Raw genomic sequence first — 24,427 nt, forward strand, 5'->3', positions numbered from 1 at the left:
AGATTCTTCTCTGAAGTTTTTACAAAATTATTGTGCCCGATTAGGCGTGGGAGGTTATATATGATAGGAAATACATTTGGCAGATTATTTAGGGTGACTACTTGTGGAGAGTCGTATTCAGGAGCATTTAGAAAAAATGCTAACATTCCTGCGGAACTTTGGGGTGGTTTAGCAGTAATTGTAGATGGAGTTCCAGCAGGCTTAAAGATAACAGCTGATATTATTCAAGAAGAATTAGATAAGCGTAAACCCGGTAAGTCCAAGCTTGCGACTCCAAGATCTGAAGCTGATAAGGTATATATTTTTTCAGGTGTTATGCAGGATGACAGAACAACGGGAGCTCCTGTTTGTATGTTAATACCTAGCAGCGATATTGGTGATTATCATATTAAGCAGCATACTGACAATAAGGATCTATTACGACCTGGACAAGCTGCATATACCTATTACAAGAAATATGGAGAACATTCGGACTACTTAGGTGCAGGAAGAGCTTCTGCGCGAGAAACAGCTGCGAGAGTGGCTGGCGGTGCTGTTGCTAAAATTATTTTGGACAGCATGGGTATTGATGTTATAGCATTTACAGTTGAATCCCATGGTATTAAAGCAGGTCCATTTTCATATGAGACGGCTAAGCAAAACTATAGGATGAATGATATCAATTGCCCAGATGCTGAGGCAGCAGAACTTATGACTAAGGATTTACTTGAAGTTATAAAAGAAGGAGATTCCTGTGGCGGAGTAATAGAAATAATTGCAAAAGGTGTGCCAGCAGGATTAGGTGAACCTGTTTTTGACAAACTTAGTGCAACTATTGCTCATGGATTAATGTCTATTGGAGGGGTAAAAGGAATCGAATTCGGAGACGGATTTGGAGTTGCATCAAAAAAAGGGTCAGAATGTAATGATACACCTTATTATGATGAAGAAACAGGACGTATACGATTCAAGACAAATAGAGCTGGAGGGATGCTTGGGGGAATATCAAATGGTGAGGAAATAAGAATACGTGTTGCTGTAAAACCTACCCCAACAATATTAAAGGATCAGTTAACGGTTAATGTAGCAACACTTGAGCCAGTAGTGCATAAATTTGCATCTAGAAGTGATCCTTCATTGGTACCAAGGGTTTATCCCATTTGTGAAGCAATGGTAAGAATGGCATTGGTTGATAGCATTTTAATGTCAACTGGTATGAGGAGCCTTACAGACATGAATGCTAGGTGGGATGATTTATGATACAAAAAAATGGTGCAGATAATATTGTTCTGATTGGTATGCCTGGTTGTGGTAAAACTACTACTGGAAAGTTATTGGCAAAAATGCTTGATTACAAATTTATTGATACTGACCATCTTATTGTTGAAAAAACAGGTAAAAGCCCAAGACAGATAGTTGAAGAACATGGGCGTGATTTTTTTCTGAATATTCAGGATGAAGTTGTTCTATCAATAAAGCAAAGTAATTGTATAATTGCCACTGGCGGAGGTATTGTACACAGTGATACGGCTATGAGCCATTTAAAATCTTTAGGTTTTATTATATTTTTGGATGCAAAATATGATATTATAGAGGAAAGAATGGATTCCTCAAGAAAATTAGTCAGAACAAATGGAAGCTTATTGGAATTGTATAATGAGAGAAGACCCCTATATTGTAAATATGCAGATGCAAGTATAGATTGCAATTCTGTGGATTCGCAACAATTATGTAAAAGGATACTGAAATTGATAGATAATGCTTAATATTTTAGTATCAATAATTAGCTTAAAAAGGGGAAAGGTTAAAAAGAGATACTATGAATAAGATAAAAATTTTAATAGCAGACGATAATGTATTAGCAGCAAAAAGGCTTTTCGATAAGCTAATTGAATATGAGAAATTTTCGGTTTTTACTGCTCGGGACGGGGTTGAAGCAATTGAGAAAATAAACAATGAAAACCCAGATGTTGTTCTGTTGGACATTATTATGCCAAAACTGGACGGTGTAGCTGTCTTAGAGTATGCTCAAACCAATATTAAGACTCAAAAGCCGATATTTATTGTTTTTTCAGCTGTAAGTCAGGAGAATTACATTAATAGAGTTATGAATTTAGGGGCAAGCTATTATATAATAAAGCCATTTGATGAAAATGTTATTGCTACTAGAATAATGCAACTTTTTTCTGACTTAAAGAAAGTGCAGTATTTTAACACTGAACCCCAAAAGACAAATGTTGAGAATAGACCTAAAAATCATCATGATGATGAACTAAAGGTTTTAGCTACAAAGTATATGCGAGAAGCTGGCCTAAAGGCTCATATGACTGGCTATAGTTATATAAGAGATATTATAGTAACAGCATTTGACACATACTGTAAAACTGGCGCTATGCCAAAAGGCATTTATCGAACGATAGCTGATAAAAATAAAGTTTCTGTGCAAAAGGTAGAGAGGGCTATCAGGAATTGCTTTGAAAGCGTAAAAGAGAGCAGTAATACTGAGTGTAAATTAACTAACTCACAGGCTATATGCCAGCTTATTGAAAAAATACGATTAAATAACTAAATAAATTAATAAAAAAGTCTATCTAAGTTCAAACTTGTCAATTGTTTCTTACTAAAATATTGATAAGTCTGAACTTATATTCTTTTAGCTAAGAAAGTTGCGCAAGCAAGTAAATGAGCAATAAATAGTCTATTATAGCAATACAAAAAGCCCTGACAAAAATCAGGGCTTTTATGTAACTAATTAAGCGTTAACGTTATCTTTTAATCCCTTTCCAGCTTTAAATACTGGAGCTTTGGATGCAGGAATAGTTATTTCTTGCTTAGTCTGTGGGTTTCTACCCTTTCTTTCAGCTCTTTCTCTAACTTCAAAGGTTCCAAAACCAACTAAAGTGACTTTGTCACCAGCCTTAAGAGCATCTTCTACGGAAGAAATGAAAGCATTTAAAGCAGCTTCGCTATTTTTTTTGTTTAAGCCTGATTTAGATGCTATCGAATTAATTAAATCTGATTTGTTCATTGTACAACCTCCTAAAAATGGAATTCGACATTATTTTATAATGAAAACACTCTAAAGTCAAGCCTTTCAAGCCAAAATAGTAATATTGTACCATCAAATATAGAAAAAATTAACAATTTATATATCAATTAGGTACAACATGTATTTCAACGACGTTTAAAGTCTCTTTTAACGATTTATAAAAATAGTTTTCACTATGATCACCCTTGGAATCACCAAGGACTAATATATCAATTTTGTTTTCAAGTGCATAATCAACAATTGTATCTACTATATTATCAGAACGTAATACTGTAAGGTTAGCACCAATAGACTTAGCGATACCGAAAAGGTACTCTAGTGCCTCACCTTCCTTTTCATTGTCTAGGAAACTCCAATTATTTTTTGCAACATGTATTATAAATATTGAATCGTTATCACTAGAAAACTCTAATGCTTTTCTTATAAGTCTTTCACATGTTTTTTGTTGAGTTACACAAACCAATATATTACTACCAGATTGACTCAATTAATGACCTCCCTTCATATATATTATTATACTAAAATATTATTGTTTTGTCTTTGGATATTACTGAAACAAAAAATTCTATTTATTCTGGTCTTAGAGTAACTCGTTGTATTTTTTTGAATACCGTAGGGTAGAATTATAGTACTGGATTACTGTTATTTACCAGTACGAACTTTCCTAAGTGGGTACCTAATTTTATGAATTAGCAAATCGTAGTAGATTCAGACCTCTACACAACATTAGAAAGGTACTTAATTCATTGGCTGAATTTGTATAGGTTATACAATTTAACGAGTTTCTATACGATATAAGGATATGCTTAAGTATTAGTGCAATATGAATCAAAAAATCTATAAAAAGCTATAGCTAATTCTTAATTTATCTCTAAAACAGCAGTTTTGTATTCAAAAATGAAATACTTTTTTGAATATTGCTATTAGTAGGTAGTAAAATATAGCATTTGAGTTGAGTATTCAGTAAGTGGTATAGTATAAAGGGCAGATATGTTTATTGAAAAAGTAAAAATTTTTGAGAAAATATTAGTAAAAAATATTGTTGAAGTTAATAGACTAAAGCGTTAATATAAAACAGTATGTTAATTAGAGGAATTATTATTTATGGAGGTTATTTACAACATGAGGGATATTAATGTCAGTACAATAATTGAATCAGTTAAAAATATGTGCATGAATGCAAATTATTATCTAAACGAAGATATAAAGCAAGCAATGAAAGACGGCTTAAAAAATGAACAATCTCCAATTGGTGCGCAGGTACTGGATAAGCTTTTAATAAATGCAGACTTAGCTGCGCAAAAGAAGGTCGCCATATGTCAAGATACTGGAATGGCAGTAGTTTTTGTGACAATAGGCCAAGAGGTGCATATAGTCGGTGGTGGACTGTCAGATGCCATTAATGAAGGTGTTAGGAGAGGATATAACGAAGGCTACTTAAGAAAATCAGTAGTAAGAGATCCAATAGACCGTGTGAATACAGGAGATAATACACCTGCTATTATACATTATGAAATTGTTCCAGGAGATTCGTTAAAAATAGAATTGGCTCCAAAGGGTTTTGGCAGTGAGAATATGAGCGCACTGAAAATGCTAAAACCTTCAGATGGGATAGAGGGGGTAAAAAACTTTATATTAGAAACTGTAGACAAAGCTGGGCCAAACCCATGTCCTCCTATTGTAGTTGGAGTAGGAATTGGAGGAACAATGGAAAAAGCGTCTATTCTTGCTAAAAGAGCATTGATGAGACCAATTAATGTAAGGAATAAAATAGAGTATGTTAGAGACCTTGAAAATGAGATGCTTCAAAAAATAAATGAACTAGGGATTGGACCAGCTGGACTAGGAGGTACTAATACTGCACTAGCTGTAAATGTTGAGACATATCCAACCCATATTGCTGGATTACCAGTGGCAATAAATATTAGCTGTCATGTAACTCGTCATGCAGAGACTATACTATAAAAAACAATAGAAAATATCTATACTTAATAAGCAGGAGGAAAAGACATGCATTATAATATAATAGCACCATTTAACAGAGATGAGGCAAGGAAATTAAAAGCAGGAGATACAGTTTCGCTTAGTGGAATAATATATACAGCAAGGGACGCCGCACATAAGAGATTAATAGAATTAATTAATCAAAATAAGGAACTGCCATTTGACATTAAAAATCAAACTATATATTACGTTGGCCCCTGTCCTGCAAAAGATGGAGAGGTTATTGGTTCTGCTGGTCCAACTTCAAGCTACAGAATGGATGCATATGCTCCTACCTTAATTAAGCTTGGACAAACTGGAATGATAGGAAAAGGGATTAGAAACGAAGCTGTTATTAATGCAATGAAGGAATTTGGTGCGGTTTATTTTGGAGCTATAGGTGGCGCAGGAGCATTGATGGCTGAATGTGTTAAAAAACATGAAGTCATAGCTTTTCCCGAATTAGGTGCTGAGTCAATAAGAAAGTTGGAGGTAGAAGCTTTCCCTCTAACAGTCATAATAGATAGCTATGGAAATAATTTATATGAAATTGGGAAAAATGAATATAGAAAGTGCATATAAGTTTTATATTATGTTCAATTTGAATAAACTATATATTTTTTAGTTTTATTAGTGTATAATAACTTTTGAAAAAGTAATTATTTCTTAAGGAGGTTTATCATATGGCAAAGGTTACTAAGGATATGATCATTTCAGATGTATTAAATATGGATAGAGGTACTACACCAATATTTCTAAATAACGGTATGCATTGCTTAGGATGCCCATCAGCTTCAGGAGAAAGTATTGAAGATGCTTGTGCTGTTCATGGAATAGATGCAGATAAGTTGGTTGAAGAATTAAATAAATATTTTGAATCAAAATAGGCTTATAAATAGTTTAAATGTAAATAAATTAATATTTTGTAAAGAGACTTTAACAAATTCGATTTAAACACAATGAATGTTCTGCTTTTAATCAGATGCATTGCTTTGTAGTTGAATTAAATTATGTAATTGTCTCTTTTTTTATTGTAATTGTATATAATAAAAGAGTTTTTGTTGTATTATACTTTTTACTAAGTTATAATTTAATAGGTTGATTAGTAAATTAGATAACAATTGATAAAAAGACTATAGCTGGAAATAAGCGATTGCATTTAAATAGACAGGAGGATATGTATAATGGCCGTAAGAGTAGTTGTTGGAACTCAATGGGGTGATGAGGGTAAGGGAAAGTACATTGATATGCTTGCTGAAAAGTCTGATTTTATTGTGAGGTTTTCGGGAGGAAATAATGCAGGACATACAATTGTTGCTAACGGAGCAAAATATGCTCTGCATCTGATTCCGTCGGGAATACTTCATACTAATAAGACATGTATTATAGGAAATGGTGTTGTAGTAGATCCGGCAGTATTGCTTAAAGAAATAAAGGATTTAAATGACAGGGGCGTAACAACAGATCACCTTTTGATTAGTGATAGAGCCCACGTTATTATGCCTTATCATATAGGTCTAGATGAACTCCAAGAGAATTTTAGAACAGAGGGCAATAAAATTGGAACTACAAAAAGAGGAATAGGGCCTTGCTATGCTGATAAGATTGAACGTTCTGGAATAAGAATGTGCGACTTAATGGAAAAGGATGAGTTTATTAAAAAAGTTAAATTAAATCTTGAACTTAAAAATGCTATAATAGAAAAAGTATATGGTGGTAAGCCCTATGATGCTCAGAGCATAATTGATGAGTATTTAGGTTATGCAGAACAGATTAGAAAATATGTTGCTGATACAACTAGTATTTTAGCTGATGCAATTGATCAAGGAAAAGACATATTATTTGAAGGAGCACAGGCTAATTTCTTGGATGTTGACTTTGGAACATATCCATATGTAACATCTTCTAATCCTGTTTCTGGTGGAGTATGTACTGGTTCTGGAGTTGGACCGGTATATATAAATGAAGTTTATGGAGTTTTGAAGGCTTATACTTCAAGAGTAGGAGCTGGTCCATTCCCTACTGAGCAAGATAATGAAGTAGGTGATACAATCAGAGAATTAGGTTGGGAGTATGGTACTACTACAGGAAGACCTAGAAGATGTGGTTGGCTTGATACTGTTATGATAAAATATGCTGCAAAGATTAATGGATTAACTGCTCTTGCTATAAACCACGTAGATACAATTGGTAAGCTAAATGAGATAAAACTCTGTGTTGGCTACAAAAAAGACGGAAAAGTAACAACAGTCTTTCCTGCAAGCTTAAATGAACTTGCAAAGTGTGAACCGGTTTATGAAGTATTTGAACCATGGAATGAAGATATTTCTAATATTAAGTCTTTTGATGAACTACCTCAGAATGCAAAAATATACCTTAATAGGATTGAAGAACTTGTGGGTGTAAAGATAGGTTTGATTGGAGTAGGAAAAGACAGAGAACAGATTATTCAAAAGCTCTAATTTATTATTGAAAAAACGTTTTGTCATAAACTGATGTGTAAAGACAATTATGGTTAAGCTATTCGAGACGATATTTATATCATGGTGATATAAATATCGTCTATTTGTGTTAGTAAAGTTTATGGTGATATAAAGTGCAGTTTGAGTTTGAAGTTGTTTGTTAGCTAGCTCGAAATCAACTTTGTACGAGGATTATAGATTATGAATAACGCAAACTATGCAGGTGATTTAACTTTTCTCATATAAAAATATCACAAAAAAATATAGAGATAAAAGTAAAAGTATGATTTTATAAAAGAAAGATTTAATTATGTATTGCTATCAAGATTACTTGATGACTAAAAAAGGGAAACTTAATATGCTTACTAAATTGTGTAGTTATAGATAGCATATATTACCTTTGGTACATTGGATTTATTATTTTTATTTGGGAAAGATAAATATTATGCTTATATTCTTTACATAAATGGCTATAATCTAGTATTATTAACTGTTTTAGTTTTAGTATTTCAAAAAAATATGTGGAGTAATATTGTTGAATTAAATACAAAGTTTATGCAAAAAAATATTTATTATTATAAAGTATTAAAAAAAGTGTTGACAAATGTAAAGTTTTTAAGTATCATTTATACCTGTGGTCGAAAACACCATAAGTTATGACCCATTAGCTCAGTTGGCAGAGCACTTGACTTTTAATCAAGGTGTCCGCAGTTCGAATCTGCGATGGGTCACCAAATGCTTTATATATTATTTTTGTATATTATATAGATGTTAAGTGAAAAATAATATTATTAAAAATAGTATTATAAAGTAAAAAAATGCTTGACAAAACAAAGAACCCTAAGTAAAATATACTTTGTCAGTCAGCGAAAGTTAGACGATGCTTTATGTAAGGCCCATTGGTCAAGCGGTTAAGACACCGCCCTTTCACGGCGATAACAGGGGTTCGATTCCCCTATGGGTCACCATTTATTTTAAATGGCCCGGTAGTTCAGTTGGTTAGAATGCCAGCCTGTCACGCTGGAGGTCGACGGTTCGAGCCCGTTCCGGGTCGCCATTTTAAAATTAATAAACTGATATAAATCAGTAAAAAATCCTTTTGGTTATAAGCCGAAAGGATTTTTTAGTCTTTAACAATAACATCCCCCTACTATGCCTAATGTCATTAAGTTTAGAATAATAAAAAGTAGAGAATTATTAAAAACTGTACAGACTCCTAAAAGTTAGACCATAATATAACTATTGGAGAGCGATACATTTTTAGAAAATTCTCTGCTTTTTTTGTTAACAAAATAAAAAATACGGTAAAGACTCTTAAATAATTACTTTTTTAAGGGGTTATTGTATGAGTGGTATAGCAACAAATCAAAAATAAACTAGATATTATTATTCATTCAATATTCATTCAATGATTCATTCAATGATTCATTCTAAGGAGATTTCTAAGAATAACTTTGTAATAAATCCAAGAAAAAATTAACAAGAAATAGAAAATTGAGCTTTAGCGCTATGCTAATAACATCATTGTCTATTGGTGTTAATAGTTTAGATTATTGAAACAGAAAAGTCAAAAGTTAAAGGCATAAATTATGCAAAAATCAATTACAAAAAACGACAAAATTTTGCAGTATATACTTTTTGTAATTAAAAAAGTTTTAATTTTTAATTAAATGTATTGTTTTGAAAAATAATAAATATTGTGTATAATTTACTATTGTGATAAAATTAATTTGCAAAATTCCAAAATATAATTAAATAAGGAAATAAGGAAATAAGGAAGTCAAATGAAAATTATACTAGTTTCTAACAGTATGCATGACATCTTTGTGAAATTCATCTCTAGCAAATTTGATATAATAAATAAAAATGATAAGCTTTCATTATCTGAAGTAAATGATTACCTCGAAAATGTTAAACCGATAGTTGATGGAATTGTAATTATTGATCAGGTGTTTTTTCAGTGGGATGAAACTGATAAATTAACTTTTTCTTTGTTAGCGGATAATATTAATAATGCTAAAATATTAATCTTTACGACTGATTTTAAAAAGCAATTTTTATTAGAAAATTATATCAAATCTGACAACATAAAGGTAGTTACGATAGATTACATAAGATTATCTCAAAATATTTTAAATAGAGAGATGGAATATTTAATAAATTTATCACAAAGAACTAAACCTTTAGAAAATATTTCAAAAGATTCTCAACATAATATAAAGAAAGTTAATACCGAAAAGAAAAGGTCGTTTTTTGACAGGTTTAAATCTAGTCATAAAGATGAGAATAAATATAATCCTACTGACCAATTAGAACGAGATTTTGAAAGTATCAGTAAAGGGATAAGCAGAGTTATATCAATAACAGGACATAGGGGCAGTGGACTAACAAGTACATCTATAAATTTGGCTTGTGAAGCAAGTAAACGGGGATTAAAAGCCATAGTCATTGATTTAGATATTGATTATAGGGGATGTAATGCATATTTTAGCAATTTCAATGAAGCATCAAATAAAAATGAAGAAATGAATGCATCGCTAATTCGAACACTTGCTAAGCCACAGGATTATAAAACCTCCTGCTTTTGTGTAAACGAGAACTTTTGGGTAACATCGTTAGGATATTCTTTTAATGATAAAAGGTTAATAGAGCATTTTTATAATTCTACGAAGTTGGTAGGTTTATTATCATTACTTAGAAGTAAGTTTAATGTAATCATTTTAGATATGCCTCTAGACTTACTAAAAGTATTTGAAGACGCTATCATACATATAGATGTTTTTGGGTTATGTGTTCCTAATAGTATATATGGAATATTGAGTACACTTAGAAATATAGAAGTTGTACTTAATAATGAAAGTATATCGTATGTTAACTCAAAATCAAAAGTAGTAGTGACAAAATATAATGATAGAGCAAAATTTCAAGAGGAGTATTTTGTTCCAGAAAAGGTGTGTGAAATCATGACTTCTGGGATAAGTAGTAACTTTAGAAATGAAATTAATCTAGCAGGATACATTCCATATTCTTTTGAATTTGATAAGCAAATTGAATCAGATATACCTATTGTCAATAGTAGTACTGAATACGAAAAAAATTATGGGAATATACTTCTAAGACTAATGGAAGGGGTAAAGTAAAATGGATTTAAGTAGTGTAAAAAGTGTAACGCCAAATAAGCATTTGTTTAAGAAGATAATTGCAGTAATGTTAAGTTTAGTAGTGATTGTTGTTTCTTTTATTATTATAGACAATTCAAATAAAGATTCTAGAGAGACAATAGAAGTTGTTAGAGTGAGACAAAATGGAGGAATTCAGGCAAACTCAGTAATAACTGAAAAGCAAATCGAAAAATATAACTTGATTAAAAAAGAGTATACTTCTGATATGTTGCTTGCAGAGGATATGTCTTCAATTATTGGTAAGTATTCAAAAAACTATATGAGAGATAAAACTGTTATTTATAAAGATGAAGTTGGAGATGAAATACCTGTAAAAAATGAGTGGCTATATAAAGTTAATGAAAAAAATGAGGTTATCACACTACCGTACGATTATTTAAAGTGTGGTGGTGATATTCTAATGCCTGGAGACCGTGTCAGAATAAGAGTTTCATACGAGGTTGAGGAAACAACTGTTCCACAAGAATCGTATGATAATCCCAATTTGGTAATTACACAAACTCAAGATAAAACAATAAAAACAGAGATATTATTTGATGATATAGTCATTAAGGACATGCTTAATTCAAACAGCCATTCTATATATGAGGTATATAAAGAAGTATCAAGACTTAGCGAAGACAAAAGAGAATCAGTAATGAAAAGCGATGAGTTTCTGAAGAATATTCAACCTAAAGCACTAATGTTAGAAGGCACTATGCAACAAATCAATAATTTTGCAAAATACAATGGATTTGAAGGGAAATCTTTTTTAATTACTATTTTAAGTAGAAAAGATTCTAATGTTATAGGTAATCAGCTCCCAACACTACAGAGTGAGGTAGAAAAATGGATAGAAAAAGAAAATCAGCAATAAACAGTATATTTCAAAAGATCTCAGCTAAAGACATGATAGGTGCAGAGATTAATGATAAGAAATTAATATATAGTGTAGTTGGGTTCATACCGGCTTGTGAAGGTGTTGACAACACTTTACTAATAAGTAATCTAGGGTACTTATTAGCAAAACAAGGTTTAAATACATGTATTGTTGACTTTAAAGTATTTTTCCCAAATTTATATCATGCTTTAGGTGTTAGTCCTAATAAGAAAGGCAACGGATTAATTAAAGTATTAAAGAGCGATAAAGTTGATTATAGAGATGAAATAAATTCAACAAAGGAAGAAAAATTATTTCTTCTATCGCCAAGCCCACAAGATTTAATTGAAGAATATTTTGATTTTTCTTTTTCTAGTATAGAAAGAGTAATATCAGAGCTAAAGGAAATGTTTGATATTGTACTTATTGATATACCAAACAACCCACCTTTAGAATTTTGTTTAGGTGCAATGAAATACTGCCATGTTGGCTTTTTTACAGCAACAGAGAGAGTTGAGGTTACTGGCAATATGATAAAATTATTGGATTTTGCTTCATCAGTAGGAATTAGTACGGCAAAATTCACTAGTGTTATCCTTATGAATCTTCAAGATATAAAGTTCGACTATAAAATAATAAGTGAATTAGGATTTAATATAGTTGCAGTACTACCATTTGTTAAAGCGGCACTATCATGCTATTTAGATGGCAATTTATACATAAGAGATTATCCTGTAGTAAATAAGTACTTTGATAAAGAAATTAAAAGACTAGCTAATTTACTTTCAAACCAGTAAGGAGGGTATTGAATTGCTTACACGTGGTAAAATCAGTGATATGCAACAGAAGGTATCTTTTCAAACAAACACCAACGAAGACTTTGAACAAATAAAAAATAAGTATACAACTATAAATTTTGACGAAGCTTTAGAACTATGCCAAAAGTATATTACTAAAGTAGCTACAAATGCTTTTAGACGTGAAAGCGATCCTGCTAGAAAACGTGAGATTACAAAGTCATATATATATGAGTTTGTAGATACTCAAAAACCCGTTGTTGAAGGATATGTTGATCTTGCAAAATTAAAAGGAGCTTTAATAGATGAAATAACTCAATATGGTCCTATTACTCAGGCTATGGAGGATACATCAATTGATGAGATACGAGCAAATGGACCAGATCAGATATTTGTGGAATCTGGCGGAAAAACAATCCAATGGGAACAGCACTTTAGTGACCGTGAGCATATGGAAAGAATTATTTCAAAGCTTATAGGTGTATCAAAGGTTCGTCTTACACCTAAGATTCCAATGGTAAATGCAAGGACAATAGAGGGATACAGAGTAAATGCGACACATGCTGAAATTTCGCCTTATGATGTGCCTGCATTTGTAATTCGAAAATTTAGTAAAAAGTCTATTACCTCTGAGTCAATGATAAAGAATGAATCTTTTTCAGTTAACATGTTTAAGTTACTTTCATTAATACCGAAAGCAGATTTATCTTGGGTAACTGTTGGGCCTACCGGAAGTGGTAAAACTACACTAAATGAATTACTTGTTAAAGAAATAGATCCTTTATCAAGAATAATTACAATAGAGAATCCCTCAGAAATGAGACTCATAAGAAGAGAGGGCAATAGTAAACACGGTAAGATAATAAATGATGTCCTTCAATATGAATCAGTTTCAGATGATGATGATTCTAGCCCTGCTACTATGGAAAACTTACTTGTAAATGCAATGAGACAGTCTCCACATTGGATTGGTCCTGGAGAACTTAGAACACCAGGAGAGTTTGCTACTGCATTAAGAGCGGCTCAGACTGGACATTACTTCTTTTCCACTTTACATGCCGAGGGAGATACAGAAGCAATTTATAGATTCTTGACAGCATACCTTATGGCTTCAAATGAGCCAGCCGAGCTAGCTCTTAGAAATATATGCAGTGCATTAAAGTTTGTAATATTTCAAGAAAAGTTAGCAGATGGTACAAGAAAAGTTACTTCAATTTCAGAAGTAATAGGTTCAAATGGTTTGAAACCAATTGTTAATCAAATATATAGATTTGTGTGTGAGGATGTTATTGAGGAAGAATCTACTCATAAGGTTTTAAAGATTGTTGGAAGGCATGAAAGAGTTGGAAAGTTATCTGAAAATGTACAACAGGCAATGTTAAAAGCAGGAATAAAGAGAAGTAGATTTGAATTTCTGACTACTGATCCTAAGAAAGATGAAAAAGAGGTGTATGAATTTGATGAATACAACTTTATTAGTTAGTTTAATGTTAGGTATTGTGTTTTTTATTACAATTAACAATATATTTGATCTTAAATTTTTTAGTGGAATATCAAAATTCATACTGGATATAATTAGTACCTTAGCGGAGCATTTAGGTAACTACAATACTCAAAGATATATTGCACGAGTAAAAAGAGAAAAAATAAAAAAAAGAAATCAGAATATATTTGAAAAATATAATCAGTTGGTTGAAGGATTTATACTTGATTTTAATCTGCCTCTTACATTAGAAAGCTTTACATCGTTATTATGTATTGCATTTGCAATAATGGTTCTGATAGTTGTTATGTTTATGAAAAGTGTAACATTATCTGTTATGGTTACCATTTCTATTATTATAGGGATAATGACGTATTTTGTTATGCAGTCAAAAGCAATTAAGTCTCAATTGCTTGAGGATATCATGGATGCAGAAGATATTATATGTCCACTTGCTCGTGATGGAGTACTTGTAGCAATAAAAAAGGTAATGGAAAATGATGAGTATATTAGCCCTAATATACGACCTTATTTTCAACAATTTATTGATAATTGTGAAAATAACGGGTATTCCTTTAAACAAGCCATTACTCTTTTAAATAGGCAGCTAGGCCCTAAGTTTGACAATTTTACTAAGAAAGCAATTGTATTTGAATATAATGAGAGAAAGGGTATGGCAGATATTTTCTTAGATATTGTAGATGAGAATGCAGTTTTAAGGGATATTAATTTAAGAAAAGACAGGATATTTAGGAAAATGAACAAGGATTTTATAATAAAAACTGCTTTAATACTTTTATTCTTTTTATATGCTTTAAGTGTAACAGATTTTAGAGAATTTATGCTGTTTAATGAATTTGGAAAGCTTATTAATACAGCAATTATCAGCATTATTTGTGTAAGTTTTGCACGTTGTCAGGCATTACAGGGATCACTAATAAATGGGGGTTCATCAAAATGATTTTTTTTGCTAAGCTTTGTGCATTTTTATCTATTATTTATCTAGTAAAGTTGTTTCTATATCCCATATATAAACCTGTAAGTAAAAAGCAGAAAAAGCGTGGCCGAGAGTTTGCTAGAGAGAAAAAGAAATATAACTATAAAAAGAAAATTTTTAAGATGAAGCGACAACTAGCATCTAAATATGGCAAAAAGATACTTGGACGGGCGGAACGGGTAAGATTTCAAAAGATTATAGACAGACTTGATTTGAATGAAACACCAGAGGAAATTAGAATTACACAAATTGCATATTTGATAGGTGCAGTATTATTAACATTATTTATGTTAAGTGCAAATAGACTTTTAGGTTGTATAACAGGTATTTTTATAATACTTGGATGGATGTACCCTGTTGACAAACTTGAGAAAACAATTGAGAGAAAAAATAAGAATATATCTTTAGACTTTCCGGCATTTTACAGTATGGTCTATTATCAATATTCAAAATCAGTAAATATTTATCTAGCAGATGTAATTAAAGACTATATACCAAATGCAAATCCAGATATGTCAGAAGAGTTGGGAGTAATGTTAGATAACATTGACTATGGTGAAGAATACGCATTAAAGCAACTTAAAAAAAGAGTGCCGCTACACTACATATTAAAATTTTGTGACATCATGGAAACCAGATTAAATGGATATGACAATGTATCTCAAATGACTTATTTAAAAAATGAAGTAGATGAGTATAGAGTAAAAGCACTTGAAGACGAACTACAAAAAAGACAAAGTAGCAACTCAAAGATTCAAATCGCTCTTGTAGCTATATTAATAGTTTACATTATAATATATTATCTTTTTACAATTTTGGCATCATTAAAAATGTTTCAATAAAAATAATAGGAGGGAATTTTTATGAAAATGAATGAAATGTTAAAAGCAAAATTAAAGAGTGAAAGAGGTGATGTTAGTATAAAGGGAATTGCACTTACTGTAGCTGCAATTGTATTAATAGGATTTGCGATTACTATTATAAATGGTAATCTTAGCGGATGGATAAGTCAAGTTTGGCAGCTGTTTATGGATCAAATAGAGAGTTTAATTAGTTAGTAATAGAACTGGTGGTGATATTAAATGCAAGGTATAGCGAAAGCTATGTTAATTAGCATACTTGTGTCAGCTGGTATTCTGTTGTTTTCAAATCTAGTTGTATTTTTTCCGTGGTACATGACATTGGTTATAGAAACCTTTAACTTGTCTCAGGTTGCTTCCTGCGATAATTATATTAAAGAATCATACTATGAGGATGTACTTTATAAATTGGAGAGTACTCCTATTTTTAGTAATAGTGCCTCTAAAATTAGTATTACTGCAACCAATGCATATGGTCGTACTGCTATAGGATATGACGATGAAAATAGATATGCAGATGACCCTGATTACAATAAACCATACTTACAAAGAGGAGAGGAAGTCACAATCACCATTAGTGCAGACTTTATACCAAGAATAACGCTGTGGGGGGAAGACATAGAGGGTCATATACCGGTATCCTTCACATTGAAACCAGTTGGATTGAAGCATTACAAGGATTTACCATTTGATTATTAAAATAACAGACAAGCATTTTAAAGAATAGGATAAAGGATAATGAAGGACATAGCAATTGGCATGTTATTAGTAGTTTTTTTGTCCATTTTAATTGAACCATTAGTCGATACTGCAAATGTATACAGAGAAAAAATCATTGTTGGGAGTGCAATATCAAACTCTTGTAGAGCAGCAAAGGATAGAAGCCTCATCTACGACCAGATGATAAATCTTGATGCTGAAGTGGATGAGGATCTTTTTGTTGACTATTTTTCAGAGGCGTTCGAGAAAGCAATGAATATGACTTTAGTAAGTAAGAATGGGACGACAGTAGTTTTTAAATCAAACAATGGTAAGTATAATGATTTCAAAGTTACTTTGAGTTTTAATAGTGATATAGATTATGATACTGAACAAGTAGTAGGTAAGGTTCGAGTATATGCAGAAAGTGACTATAAGTTTAAAACCAAGTATTTAAAGCTAGCTGAAGATAGTGGAGATGCTACGACTTTAAAGATTACATCAGAACGTATGCTTCTTTTGTCAGTTAGAAACTAATTAATGTGGGAGGCTTAACTAAATGGAATATATACTAGTAACATTTAAAACAGAAAATATGAAAGAAATAGATTTAAAGGTACCTACATTTGTTAAGATATCAGAGATACTTTCTATGCTTTCTGAGTCTTTTAATTTATTTTTAAATGATAGAAATAGATTGCAGGCAGAACCTTTAGGAAGAATCTTAGATAACGGTAAAACATTACAGGATGAAGGAGTAGGTGCAGGAGCATTGCTTACTTTAATATAGTAAGGAGAGCAAAAATATGAATTTTAACAATTTAAATGGTGGCCTTGTAAATAAGGCTGGTAATAAACTATTTGTATGTGATATCCACAGCTACAAAGGAACTTACATAATAGATAGGTATGGTGGACAACCAGCATTACAAGAGGGCTTATTTTGGTTTATGAACTGTGAAGGAGACAGTATTTATTATAGTGATCAAAGACTGTCAAATTGGTTATGCAGATATGACATATATAGTAATAAAGAAAATGTAGTTCTTGAAAAGCCTTGTTATGGATTGTTAACAAGTGGAGAGTGGATTTATTATATTAACGAAAATGATGGCAAAATATATAGATGCTTATTAAATGGGAAGAGCGAACACAAAATTACAATTGAACAGGTAATTTGTTTTATTATTGAGAATGAGCAAATATTTTACTCTAGTGAAACAGGAATATACACTTGTTCTACAAAGGGAGATGAGGTTAATAAAATTTCTGATTCAATAGCATTGAATATGCTGTTAATGGATGAATTTCTAGTATATACAGACAAAAAAAATAAGCATATATTAACAATATTTAATCTGAAAAATGAAAATTTAGAAACCTATACTGATATATGTGCTTCTAGCATAAATGCAAAAGATAGATATTTATATTGTACCAATATAAATAATGACAGCTCAATCTATAGAATTAATTTAGATAACAAGAGTTGTATTCGTATTTGTGGTGAAGGTGCAAATAATTTACATATAATTGAGGATGTTTTATATTATAATGCAAGAAATGAATGGAAAAGTATTTCGATAACAGGGGGAAATTCAGAGAAATTATTTATATAAAAGTACTTTATAACATTCATATATGTTACTAAACAGTTGTACTGTTTGTAAATAAATACTATTTCATTTTTAGGAGGAAAAAACCTATGGCAAATCAACAAAAGTTTGACTTTGACAAAGCAAATGCTTTAAAAACTAAGCTTAACCAAGAACAACAGAAACTTGAGAATGATCTTAAGGGAATGATGAGACAAGTAGAAGATGTAAGACAATGGTGGTCTGGTGGTTCAGAAGAGGCATTTATAAACAACTTCAGAACTACAAAAGATAAAATCGTTAAAAGCCTAAATGAATGTATAATGGGCTATAATAAGCTTGTAGACCAAGTTGCAAAAGCAAAGCAAGATGCCGATGCGGATATTGCAAGACAGCTTAACGTATAATTGAGGCTCAAGTGTGATAAGCGTATGCTTATCACACTTGCATATAAATTTTAAATATAATTGGTTAAAGGACCTTTTTATTATGACAAAAGATGAAATACTTTCGTTATGTGTTGTTACTGATTCAAAAGAAATTCTAAGTATTAAAAATACGATTGATGAGTTATTTATGGTGGAAAGGTTCTTCTAGAGATACTTAAAAAGTGAAATTATTGAAATGTTTTTATTATTATTTAGAGATAATTATTAGTCTTTCAATGATACCATCTTAAGCAGTAGCAGTACAATTACCACTGTGTGTTGTAGTAGGTTAGATTATGTTTATTTTTCAAGAAGCTCAACTTACTATAATTATTTCATATTAAATTGTATTAATAGACTTGCATATGGAGGAATGGTATGTATACGCCAAGTGATATAAAAAATTCTGCAAGAAAAATAAACGATAAGAGAAATGATTTGCGTATAAAAGAAAGTGGATTAAAAAGTGATGTGAGAGATTTAAAATCTTGGTGGATGGGTAAAGGTAGTATTTCATTTATACAAGGTTACAATGAAACTGAAGTTGAAATAAATAGACTGTACGCAGAAATAAGTAATTTAGAAAGTGCGTTGAAAGGATTGGCATCAGCTGTAGAACGTGCAGATGATGAAAGAAGACGTGAAGCTGAGAGAATACGTTTAGAAGAGTTGAGAAGAAAATCCTCTCAGGCTAAAAAATGAGTAATAAAAGGGTGATATTATGCTTGCTGAAAAAGAATATCTATTACTTTCTGAATATTTAAATGCAAAAACACTGAGTAATATAGATAAAACTGTAAATGTGCATGAATCACTTCAAGATTCATCAGAATTTATAAAGAATTCCATATCAAAGGATATGCTTGAAAAATTAGGCTTAGAATTAATTGATTCAAAAACTATAGGAGCTGTTTCAACTTATATTTTTAAGGAAAATTGCGGAGATACATGCGTTGTGTGTGCCTCAACAGAGGATTTAGGTGGCAATAGTTTAAGTAAGGAATATCAGAATCAGTTGGTTGATTTTGTAAGAAATAATATTGCAACAGGAAAATGTGTTATAACTGGTTTAAAATTTGGTGGGATATATGCATGTCATCTAGTACCACATTTAAATGCTGAGGGAATTGTATTTTGTGCTCCTAGTACAGAGGAGTTGTTGGGAAACATAACAAATTATGTTGGAGAAAATGAACCTGTTGGGAAGTTTACAGAAAAAGTTGTTTTTATCAAACAGAAATTAGTGGAATATAATGGGTATAAATATTATTCTGATACGCTTGAATTTGATGAAAATGGCAAACCCATTATTGGTAATCAGAGTGAATACTCAAAATTTTGTAGCTGGTTTTATAGCATTGAAAGAGATATTGATGAACAAGTTTGGAAAATATTTTTTAATGAATCAAATGATGAAAATTGGTTAGAGAACGACTTGTACTCTATTTTTTTAAAGGTAGATGAATTAAATTTTGAAGGAATAAAAAATTCGACAATAAATGCAATTAAATATATTGAAAATGAACTTTATAAGAATATGAAAAGTATGGAATTACGATTTGATAAAAAAATTTTTAATTTAGATAGAATAGCTTTTGAAGAAGGAATTTGTAAATTTGCTGAAAAAGAATCATTTAATTCGGTTAAATTAGTTAAAGGTATATACAATAGCGTTGAAACTATTTTGACAGGAATAAGAGTATTTGCATTAGAAAAAAACTTATTTGTAGATGATTTAATGCAAGAATTTTACATAAATGTGGAGAGTATATTGGAAAAAGAAGGGCAAAGAATAATAGACTTTTTGGATAAAGAAAGGCAGAATTATCTAGATTCTCTTTCGGTTTTTCCAAAGTTAAGTTTTGAATAGAGTAGTACCAATTTACCTATAATAATGAACTTAATTTAGAGCATAAATTTAGAAAAATCTTTGTACAATAATATAATTTAAAATACACATTTTTTTAAATTATATAAGTTGTACTTGACTGATAACTTGCGGCGTTTTTATTTTTATATTAGTTGACCTAGAGCAACCATTTAAATTTATTTATAGTAAAATAATGTAATTACTTAATTTTTTGTACATTTAGTACATAGAGCATGTAACAAGTCTATATCAGAATATAAACTGTTGTTAAATAAGTGAGGTGTAGGAGTAAGTGGGCAAAAATATTCTGCTGTTTGGATTAACAATAATAATATTAATAGGAGTGTGCGGATGTATGACAAATCAGAATGAACTTTCAGTTAATGAACAAGTTGAAAAGTATATGAAGGATAAATATAACGAGGATTTTAAGGTTGTAGGAGGAGGTACTGAGGGCTGGAATGCTCCTGATACAGAAATATATGTAAGATCTGAAAGGTTTCCTGATGTAAATATCATGGTCAGAAGAGGCAAAAAAACTGGTGAAATGATTGATAACTATGTAAGTTATTTAATGAAGGATAAGATTGAGGAGGTTATGACTGAAATAGTTTCTCCTATATATTCTACAAGTAAAGTAATATATCGTACTGAGAGAGCACCTCAAAGAAGTGCAACACCTCAAATGAGTGTTGATGAATATATAAAATATTGTAGCGAGAATATGGGTATTTCGTTAGCAATATGTATAAATGATCCTGACTATAAAACTAATAAGGATGAGAAATTAGAAGAATTACGCAAAAAATTAGAAGAGAAACAATGTAAAGTTGATTTGACAATTTTTTATGTCATTGATGGGAAATTGGATTTAATTAATGATTCTAATATTAATGACTTGTATAGAGGAGCAACAGAAGCTGATTGGTTATTGATGAGAGGGGATTTTACAATAGATGAATCTTATAAGCTTGAATACAGTGAGTGGAGGAAAATAAAATGAGTAACATCGATGACAATACTCTATCTCAGGCAAATGAAGCCGCATTATTGAATGTTTTAATGTATTTAGATATTGAAGATGTCAAGGTAGAGGATGGTTGGACATTAAATAGAATAATAAGTAAACTTAGTTCAATTTATGATAGCCCTGATGGATATAATAAATATCTCGATTATCATGAAAAAGGCTCAGAGGCTGATTATGCAGACCGACAGCGCCAATACCAAATCCTTGCCAACGCATGTAAATCAAATGAACACTTTGCTAATTTGATAATAGACAATCAAAGCAGTCTAATGACAAATCCATCTTATCAAGTAGGTGGGCTTGAAGCATGTACTTTTAATGACACATCAGGAAATGTATTTGTTGTTTATAGGGGAACAGGTGCTGGTGAGTGGATTGATAATGGGAAAGGTCTATCTGGGTTAGGCGTAGAAACTCCTCAACAAATTGAAGCTAGAGAATATTTTGAGCGTATTGTTGAGGCTAATGGATATGATGATAACAATGCAAATATTATTATTAGTGGACACTCTAAAGGTGGAAATAAAGCACAATATGTTACAATTACTTCTCAGTATAATTACTTAATAAATAATTGCTTCAACTTCGATGGACAAGGTTTTTCACCAGAAGCAATTGCGGAATTTATAAGCAGATATGGAAAAGAGGCATATTTGCAAGCTGTTAATAAAATGTTCGGCTTTTATGCTGAAAATGATTATGTAAATCCACTGGGTATTCCAGTGATTCCTGAGGAGAACCGTACATATTTTGAATCTCAAATTGTAGATGGTATTATGGATAGCATTAAAGAGGGTATTGTAACTGGCATTATAGCTGGTTTTGCAGATGGCATAGAAGGCATTAAAAAGGGTATTCTGAATGGCTTCAAAGATGGCTTTATTCATGGTCTTTCAGATAAAGCTAAACATCATTATGCAGATGCTTATTTAGATATAGACGGTTCTTTTAGTAATATAACTGAACAGGGAGAGCTATCTAAATATATTCAAACAGTTTCAGCGAATATTATGTCATTACCACCGGCATTACGTTCAAGAGTTACTGCTGCAATGATGGGTATATGTCAGAATCTTCTCGGAGGCGGAGTACCTGTAAATGGTGATAGCGTTTCTTTGGTAGATTATCTTGTTGGAATACCTGTTGCAGTAAATGTTTTGCTTGGTAGCTTATTTGAAACTATTATAAAAAATGCTGCTTCGTTCCTGATTACAAATTTGAAGGAAGTTGTAGGTGCTGTATTAGAGGTTCTAGGAGGATTAGTCAATTCAATTGTTGACGGGATAAAGCAGATTGGAAGTGAACTATTGGATTATGCTAAAGAATTAGGAGCTGTGCTAAGTAGGTTTGCGTCTGAAATTAAAAAAGCTTGGGATAATGTGACCAGTTTTATTGGCGGACTTGCTAATGATATTGTTGACGGTATTGTGAGTATAGGAGAAACAGTGGTAGATGCTGTAATAGATGTAGGAGAAGCAGTGGTAGATACGGCGGTAAGTGCAGGTACAGCTATTGTAGATGGGATAAATGACTTAAAAGAAAAAGCTACTAATGCTATTTCAAGCTTCTTTACAGGTGTTAAAGTTGGAGTGAAAAACATTATATATGGTATTGGAAACGTTGCATCTGATACTTGGAATAATGTAAAACAAACTACTGAAAAAATTATAAATTCAGCAAAAGAGCAAATAGGAATTCAATATGAGGCTTTCAAAGAAGGAGCTAATTATCTTGTTTCGTATGTAAAAGGAACAATAAATAATTTGGGGGAGAAATGTACATCTGCATTTAAAAGCTTCAAACAATCTATAATAACTGGTGTCATAAAAGGATGTATCACAGGAAAGTTAGTTATAGATTTGGTTAGATTAGCTCATTTGAGAGAGAAAACGAGAAACTTAAACAGTTATTTTGAAGAAAGTGTAACTCAGATTATTAGGGAAGCAGAAAAAGTGACTTGTGATGTTGGCAGAAGTTATAGTGAATCCTATGTCCAGCAGCAATTATCAAGGGTCAATAGTATTTGTATTCAAATAGAGAAGAGTAATAAAAGGATTTATGATGCACTTCAAAGAAAGGATAACGGACTCAGGTATGCGTTAGACCAGTATAGTCAGAAAGAAGCTTTACTTTGTCAACAGGTTAATTATTACTAAAATAGTGGGTGTTTACTAACGTTAAGTATTATTTAAATTCATTCATTGCCGGTAAAATATCAAGTCTATATTTTATCGGTTTTTTAGAAAAGTATGCCTATGAGCTAGATTTGAATGTTGTTTTATATAGTTATAAATCTACATTAATAAGAAAAAGTGTAGTAATATATAAATTTTTTTGGAGGATTATTTATGAAAAAATTAGCATTTATTTTAGCATTTATTATGAGTTTAACATTGATGTCATTATCATTGACTTGTGCAGTGCAATTACCGCTACGTGTTGTAGTAGATGGAGACAAACTTACTTTTCCAGATGCACAACCTTTTATTGATCAAAATAACCGAACACAAACACCAGCAAAGTTTATTGGAGAAGCATTAGGTGCAAAAGTAACATGGGATAGCATAGGCAGAAGGGCGATATTTGTTTCAGACGGTATAGAATTAATTTTGTACATAGGAAAGAAAGAGTATACTTTAAATGGTCAAAAGAAATTAATGGACACGGCTGCAATAATTAAAGATGACAGAACCTTTGTACCTGCAAAGTACATTGCAGAATCTTTTGGTGCAAGTGTTGAATGGGATAGTAGTATCAAGACTGTTTATATTACTACGGGAACTTTAAAGACAGGAACAAAGACTGTTGCAGGTTTTGAAGTTCCACTAGATTATAAATTGTTAGTCTTTAAACCAGTTGGTGATGATAGAGTTGATGCGACATTTGTTGTTGACTTTTTAAATCCAAATTTTGATAAGCAAATAGTTGAAGTGGAAAAATTATTATCTCAAAAATGTGATAGCACTACAGTGAAACAAGTAATAAATCATATAAAACAAAAAAAATCTAGATGGGATGAGTTACCAGAAGAATTTATTTTTGATAATAAATCAAAGCGATATATTTGGATAAAGGAATCACGATCATCAAATATTGACATATGCTATTTAACTGAAGAAACAAGTAAAAAATATGCAAATAATTAAGGTGGGAA

26 protein-coding genes and 3 tRNA genes are annotated in these 24,427 nt (G+C 31.2%); 27 read left to right on the top strand and 2 right to left on the bottom strand.

The features are described from left to right. The first annotated feature begins 60 nt into the window (after positions 1–60). From aroC to EHE19_RS04845, 3 genes are read left to right on the top strand one after another with little or no spacing between them, the layout of a single operon-like run. Entirely contained in the window at positions 61–1,239 is a 1,179-nt protein-coding gene (gene aroC / locus EHE19_RS04835) for a chorismate synthase (protein WP_137698131.1), read from the top strand. Next, positions 1,236–1,745, top strand: coding sequence for a shikimate kinase (locus EHE19_RS04840; RefSeq protein WP_137698130.1), 510 nt, complete (start codon positions 1,236–1,238; stop codon positions 1,743–1,745). The genes aroC and EHE19_RS04840 overlap by 4 nt, the downstream gene beginning before the upstream one ends. A gap of 53 nt (positions 1,746–1,798) precedes the next feature. Then, entirely contained in the window at positions 1,799–2,548 is a 750-nt protein-coding gene (locus EHE19_RS04845; protein ID WP_137698129.1) for a response regulator, read from the top strand. A gap of 183 nt (positions 2,549–2,731) precedes the next feature. Here the strand turns inward: EHE19_RS04845 and EHE19_RS04850 are convergent, their stop codons facing one another. Continuing rightward, positions 2,732–3,007, bottom strand: a complete 276-nt coding sequence (locus tag EHE19_RS04850; protein WP_137698128.1) for an HU family DNA-binding protein — start codon at positions 3,005–3,007, stop codon at positions 2,732–2,734. Positions 3,008–3,131: 124 nt separating this feature from the next. Further along, positions 3,132–3,515 carry a universal stress protein gene (locus tag EHE19_RS04855; protein ID WP_137698127.1) on the bottom strand — a complete coding sequence of 128 codons (384 nt, stop codon included), beginning with the start codon at positions 3,513–3,515 and terminating at the stop codon, positions 3,132–3,134. 635 nt (positions 3,516–4,150) lie between these two features. Between EHE19_RS04855 and EHE19_RS04860 the strand changes: the two genes are divergently transcribed. The 24 genes from EHE19_RS04860 (at position 4,151) to EHE19_RS04975 (ending at position 24,419) form a co-directional block, all read left to right on the top strand. Next, on the top strand, positions 4,151–4,993 hold the full coding sequence (locus EHE19_RS04860; RefSeq protein WP_137698126.1) for a fumarate hydratase: 843 nt from the start codon (positions 4,151–4,153) through the stop codon (positions 4,991–4,993). Positions 4,994–5,038: 45 nt separating this feature from the next. After that, positions 5,039–5,593, top strand: coding sequence for a Fe-S-containing hydro-lyase (locus tag EHE19_RS04865; protein ID WP_137698125.1), 555 nt, complete (start codon positions 5,039–5,041; stop codon positions 5,591–5,593). Positions 5,594–5,694: 101 nt separating this feature from the next. Then, positions 5,695–5,898 carry a DUF1858 domain-containing protein gene (locus EHE19_RS04870; protein ID WP_137698124.1) on the top strand — a complete coding sequence of 68 codons (204 nt, stop codon included), beginning with the start codon at positions 5,695–5,697 and terminating at the stop codon, positions 5,896–5,898. Positions 5,899–6,195: 297 nt separating this feature from the next. Next, on the top strand, positions 6,196–7,473 hold the full coding sequence (locus EHE19_RS04875) for an adenylosuccinate synthase (RefSeq protein ID WP_137698123.1): 1,278 nt from the start codon (positions 6,196–6,198) through the stop codon (positions 7,471–7,473). 658 nt (positions 7,474–8,131) lie between these two features. Continuing rightward, positions 8,132–8,207, top strand: a tRNA-Lys gene (locus EHE19_RS04880). A gap of 159 nt (positions 8,208–8,366) precedes the next feature. Beyond that, a tRNA-Glu gene (locus tag EHE19_RS04885) sits at positions 8,367–8,441 on the top strand. A gap of 12 nt (positions 8,442–8,453) precedes the next feature. Further along, a tRNA-Asp gene (locus tag EHE19_RS04890) sits at positions 8,454–8,530 on the top strand. Between the two features lie 727 nt (positions 8,531–9,257). Beyond that, complete coding sequence (locus EHE19_RS04895; protein WP_137698122.1) at positions 9,258–10,613, top strand: AAA family ATPase; 1,356 nt, start codon at positions 9,258–9,260, stop codon at positions 10,611–10,613. A gap of 1 nt (position 10,614) precedes the next feature. Continuing rightward, on the top strand, positions 10,615–11,511 hold the full coding sequence (locus EHE19_RS04900) for a flagellar biosynthesis protein FlgA (RefSeq protein WP_137698121.1): 897 nt from the start codon (positions 10,615–10,617) through the stop codon (positions 11,509–11,511). Further along, positions 11,484–12,311: a CpaE/TadZ family protein gene (locus EHE19_RS04905; RefSeq protein ID WP_137698120.1), complete on the top strand. Its 828-nt coding sequence runs from the start codon at positions 11,484–11,486 to the stop codon at positions 12,309–12,311. Before EHE19_RS04900 ends, EHE19_RS04905 begins: the two co-directional genes overlap by 28 nt. Positions 12,312–12,324: 13 nt before the next feature. Next, the gene (locus EHE19_RS04910) at positions 12,325–13,794 is read left to right on the top strand and encodes an ATPase, T2SS/T4P/T4SS family (RefSeq protein ID WP_137698119.1); all 1,470 of its coding nucleotides are present in this window, start codon (positions 12,325–12,327) and stop codon (positions 13,792–13,794) included. Then, on the top strand, positions 13,772–14,755 hold the full coding sequence (locus tag EHE19_RS04915) for a hypothetical protein (protein ID WP_137698118.1): 984 nt from the start codon (positions 13,772–13,774) through the stop codon (positions 14,753–14,755). Before EHE19_RS04910 ends, EHE19_RS04915 begins: the two co-directional genes overlap by 23 nt. Then, a complete protein-coding gene (locus EHE19_RS04920; protein ID WP_137698117.1) occupies positions 14,752–15,633 on the top strand; it encodes a hypothetical protein in 882 nt (293 codons plus the stop codon). Before EHE19_RS04915 ends, EHE19_RS04920 begins: the two co-directional genes overlap by 4 nt. Positions 15,634–15,654: 21 nt before the next feature. Then, on the top strand, positions 15,655–15,849 hold the full coding sequence (locus tag EHE19_RS04925; protein WP_137698116.1) for a hypothetical protein: 195 nt from the start codon (positions 15,655–15,657) through the stop codon (positions 15,847–15,849). A gap of 24 nt (positions 15,850–15,873) precedes the next feature. Then, positions 15,874–16,350, top strand: coding sequence for a hypothetical protein (locus EHE19_RS04930; RefSeq protein WP_137698115.1), 477 nt, complete (start codon positions 15,874–15,876; stop codon positions 16,348–16,350). 39 nt (positions 16,351–16,389) lie between these two features. Further along, positions 16,390–16,887, top strand: coding sequence for a hypothetical protein (locus tag EHE19_RS04935; RefSeq protein WP_137698114.1), 498 nt, complete (start codon positions 16,390–16,392; stop codon positions 16,885–16,887). 22 nt (positions 16,888–16,909) lie between these two features. Continuing rightward, complete coding sequence (locus tag EHE19_RS04940; protein ID WP_137698113.1) at positions 16,910–17,140, top strand: EsaB/YukD family protein; 231 nt, start codon at positions 16,910–16,912, stop codon at positions 17,138–17,140. Between the two features lie 16 nt (positions 17,141–17,156). Then, positions 17,157–17,969: a DUF5050 domain-containing protein gene (locus EHE19_RS04945; RefSeq protein WP_137698112.1), complete on the top strand. Its 813-nt coding sequence runs from the start codon at positions 17,157–17,159 to the stop codon at positions 17,967–17,969. Positions 17,970–18,055: 86 nt separating this feature from the next. Continuing rightward, complete coding sequence (locus tag EHE19_RS04950; RefSeq protein ID WP_137698111.1) at positions 18,056–18,352, top strand: WXG100 family type VII secretion target; 297 nt, start codon at positions 18,056–18,058, stop codon at positions 18,350–18,352. Positions 18,353–18,751: 399 nt separating this feature from the next. Then, positions 18,752–19,075: a WXG100 family type VII secretion target gene (locus tag EHE19_RS04955; protein WP_137698110.1), complete on the top strand. Its 324-nt coding sequence runs from the start codon at positions 18,752–18,754 to the stop codon at positions 19,073–19,075. 19 nt (positions 19,076–19,094) lie between these two features. Next, the gene (locus tag EHE19_RS04960; RefSeq protein WP_137698109.1) at positions 19,095–20,243 is read left to right on the top strand and encodes a hypothetical protein; all 1,149 of its coding nucleotides are present in this window, start codon (positions 19,095–19,097) and stop codon (positions 20,241–20,243) included. Positions 20,244–20,598: 355 nt separating this feature from the next. Next, the gene (locus EHE19_RS04965; protein WP_137698108.1) at positions 20,599–21,246 is read left to right on the top strand and encodes a hypothetical protein; all 648 of its coding nucleotides are present in this window, start codon (positions 20,599–20,601) and stop codon (positions 21,244–21,246) included. Next, positions 21,243–23,429, top strand: a complete 2,187-nt coding sequence (locus EHE19_RS04970; protein ID WP_137698107.1) for an Mbeg1-like protein — start codon at positions 21,243–21,245, stop codon at positions 23,427–23,429. Before EHE19_RS04965 ends, EHE19_RS04970 begins: the two co-directional genes overlap by 4 nt. A gap of 192 nt (positions 23,430–23,621) precedes the next feature. Further along, positions 23,622–24,419, top strand: a complete 798-nt coding sequence (locus EHE19_RS04975) for a copper amine oxidase N-terminal domain-containing protein (RefSeq protein WP_137698106.1) — start codon at positions 23,622–23,624, stop codon at positions 24,417–24,419. Positions 24,420–24,427 lie beyond the last annotated feature (8 nt).

Source organism: Ruminiclostridium herbifermentans, from assembly GCF_005473905.2.
Lineage (GTDB): Bacteria > Bacillota > Clostridia > Acetivibrionales > DSM-1351 > Ruminiclostridium > Ruminiclostridium herbifermentans.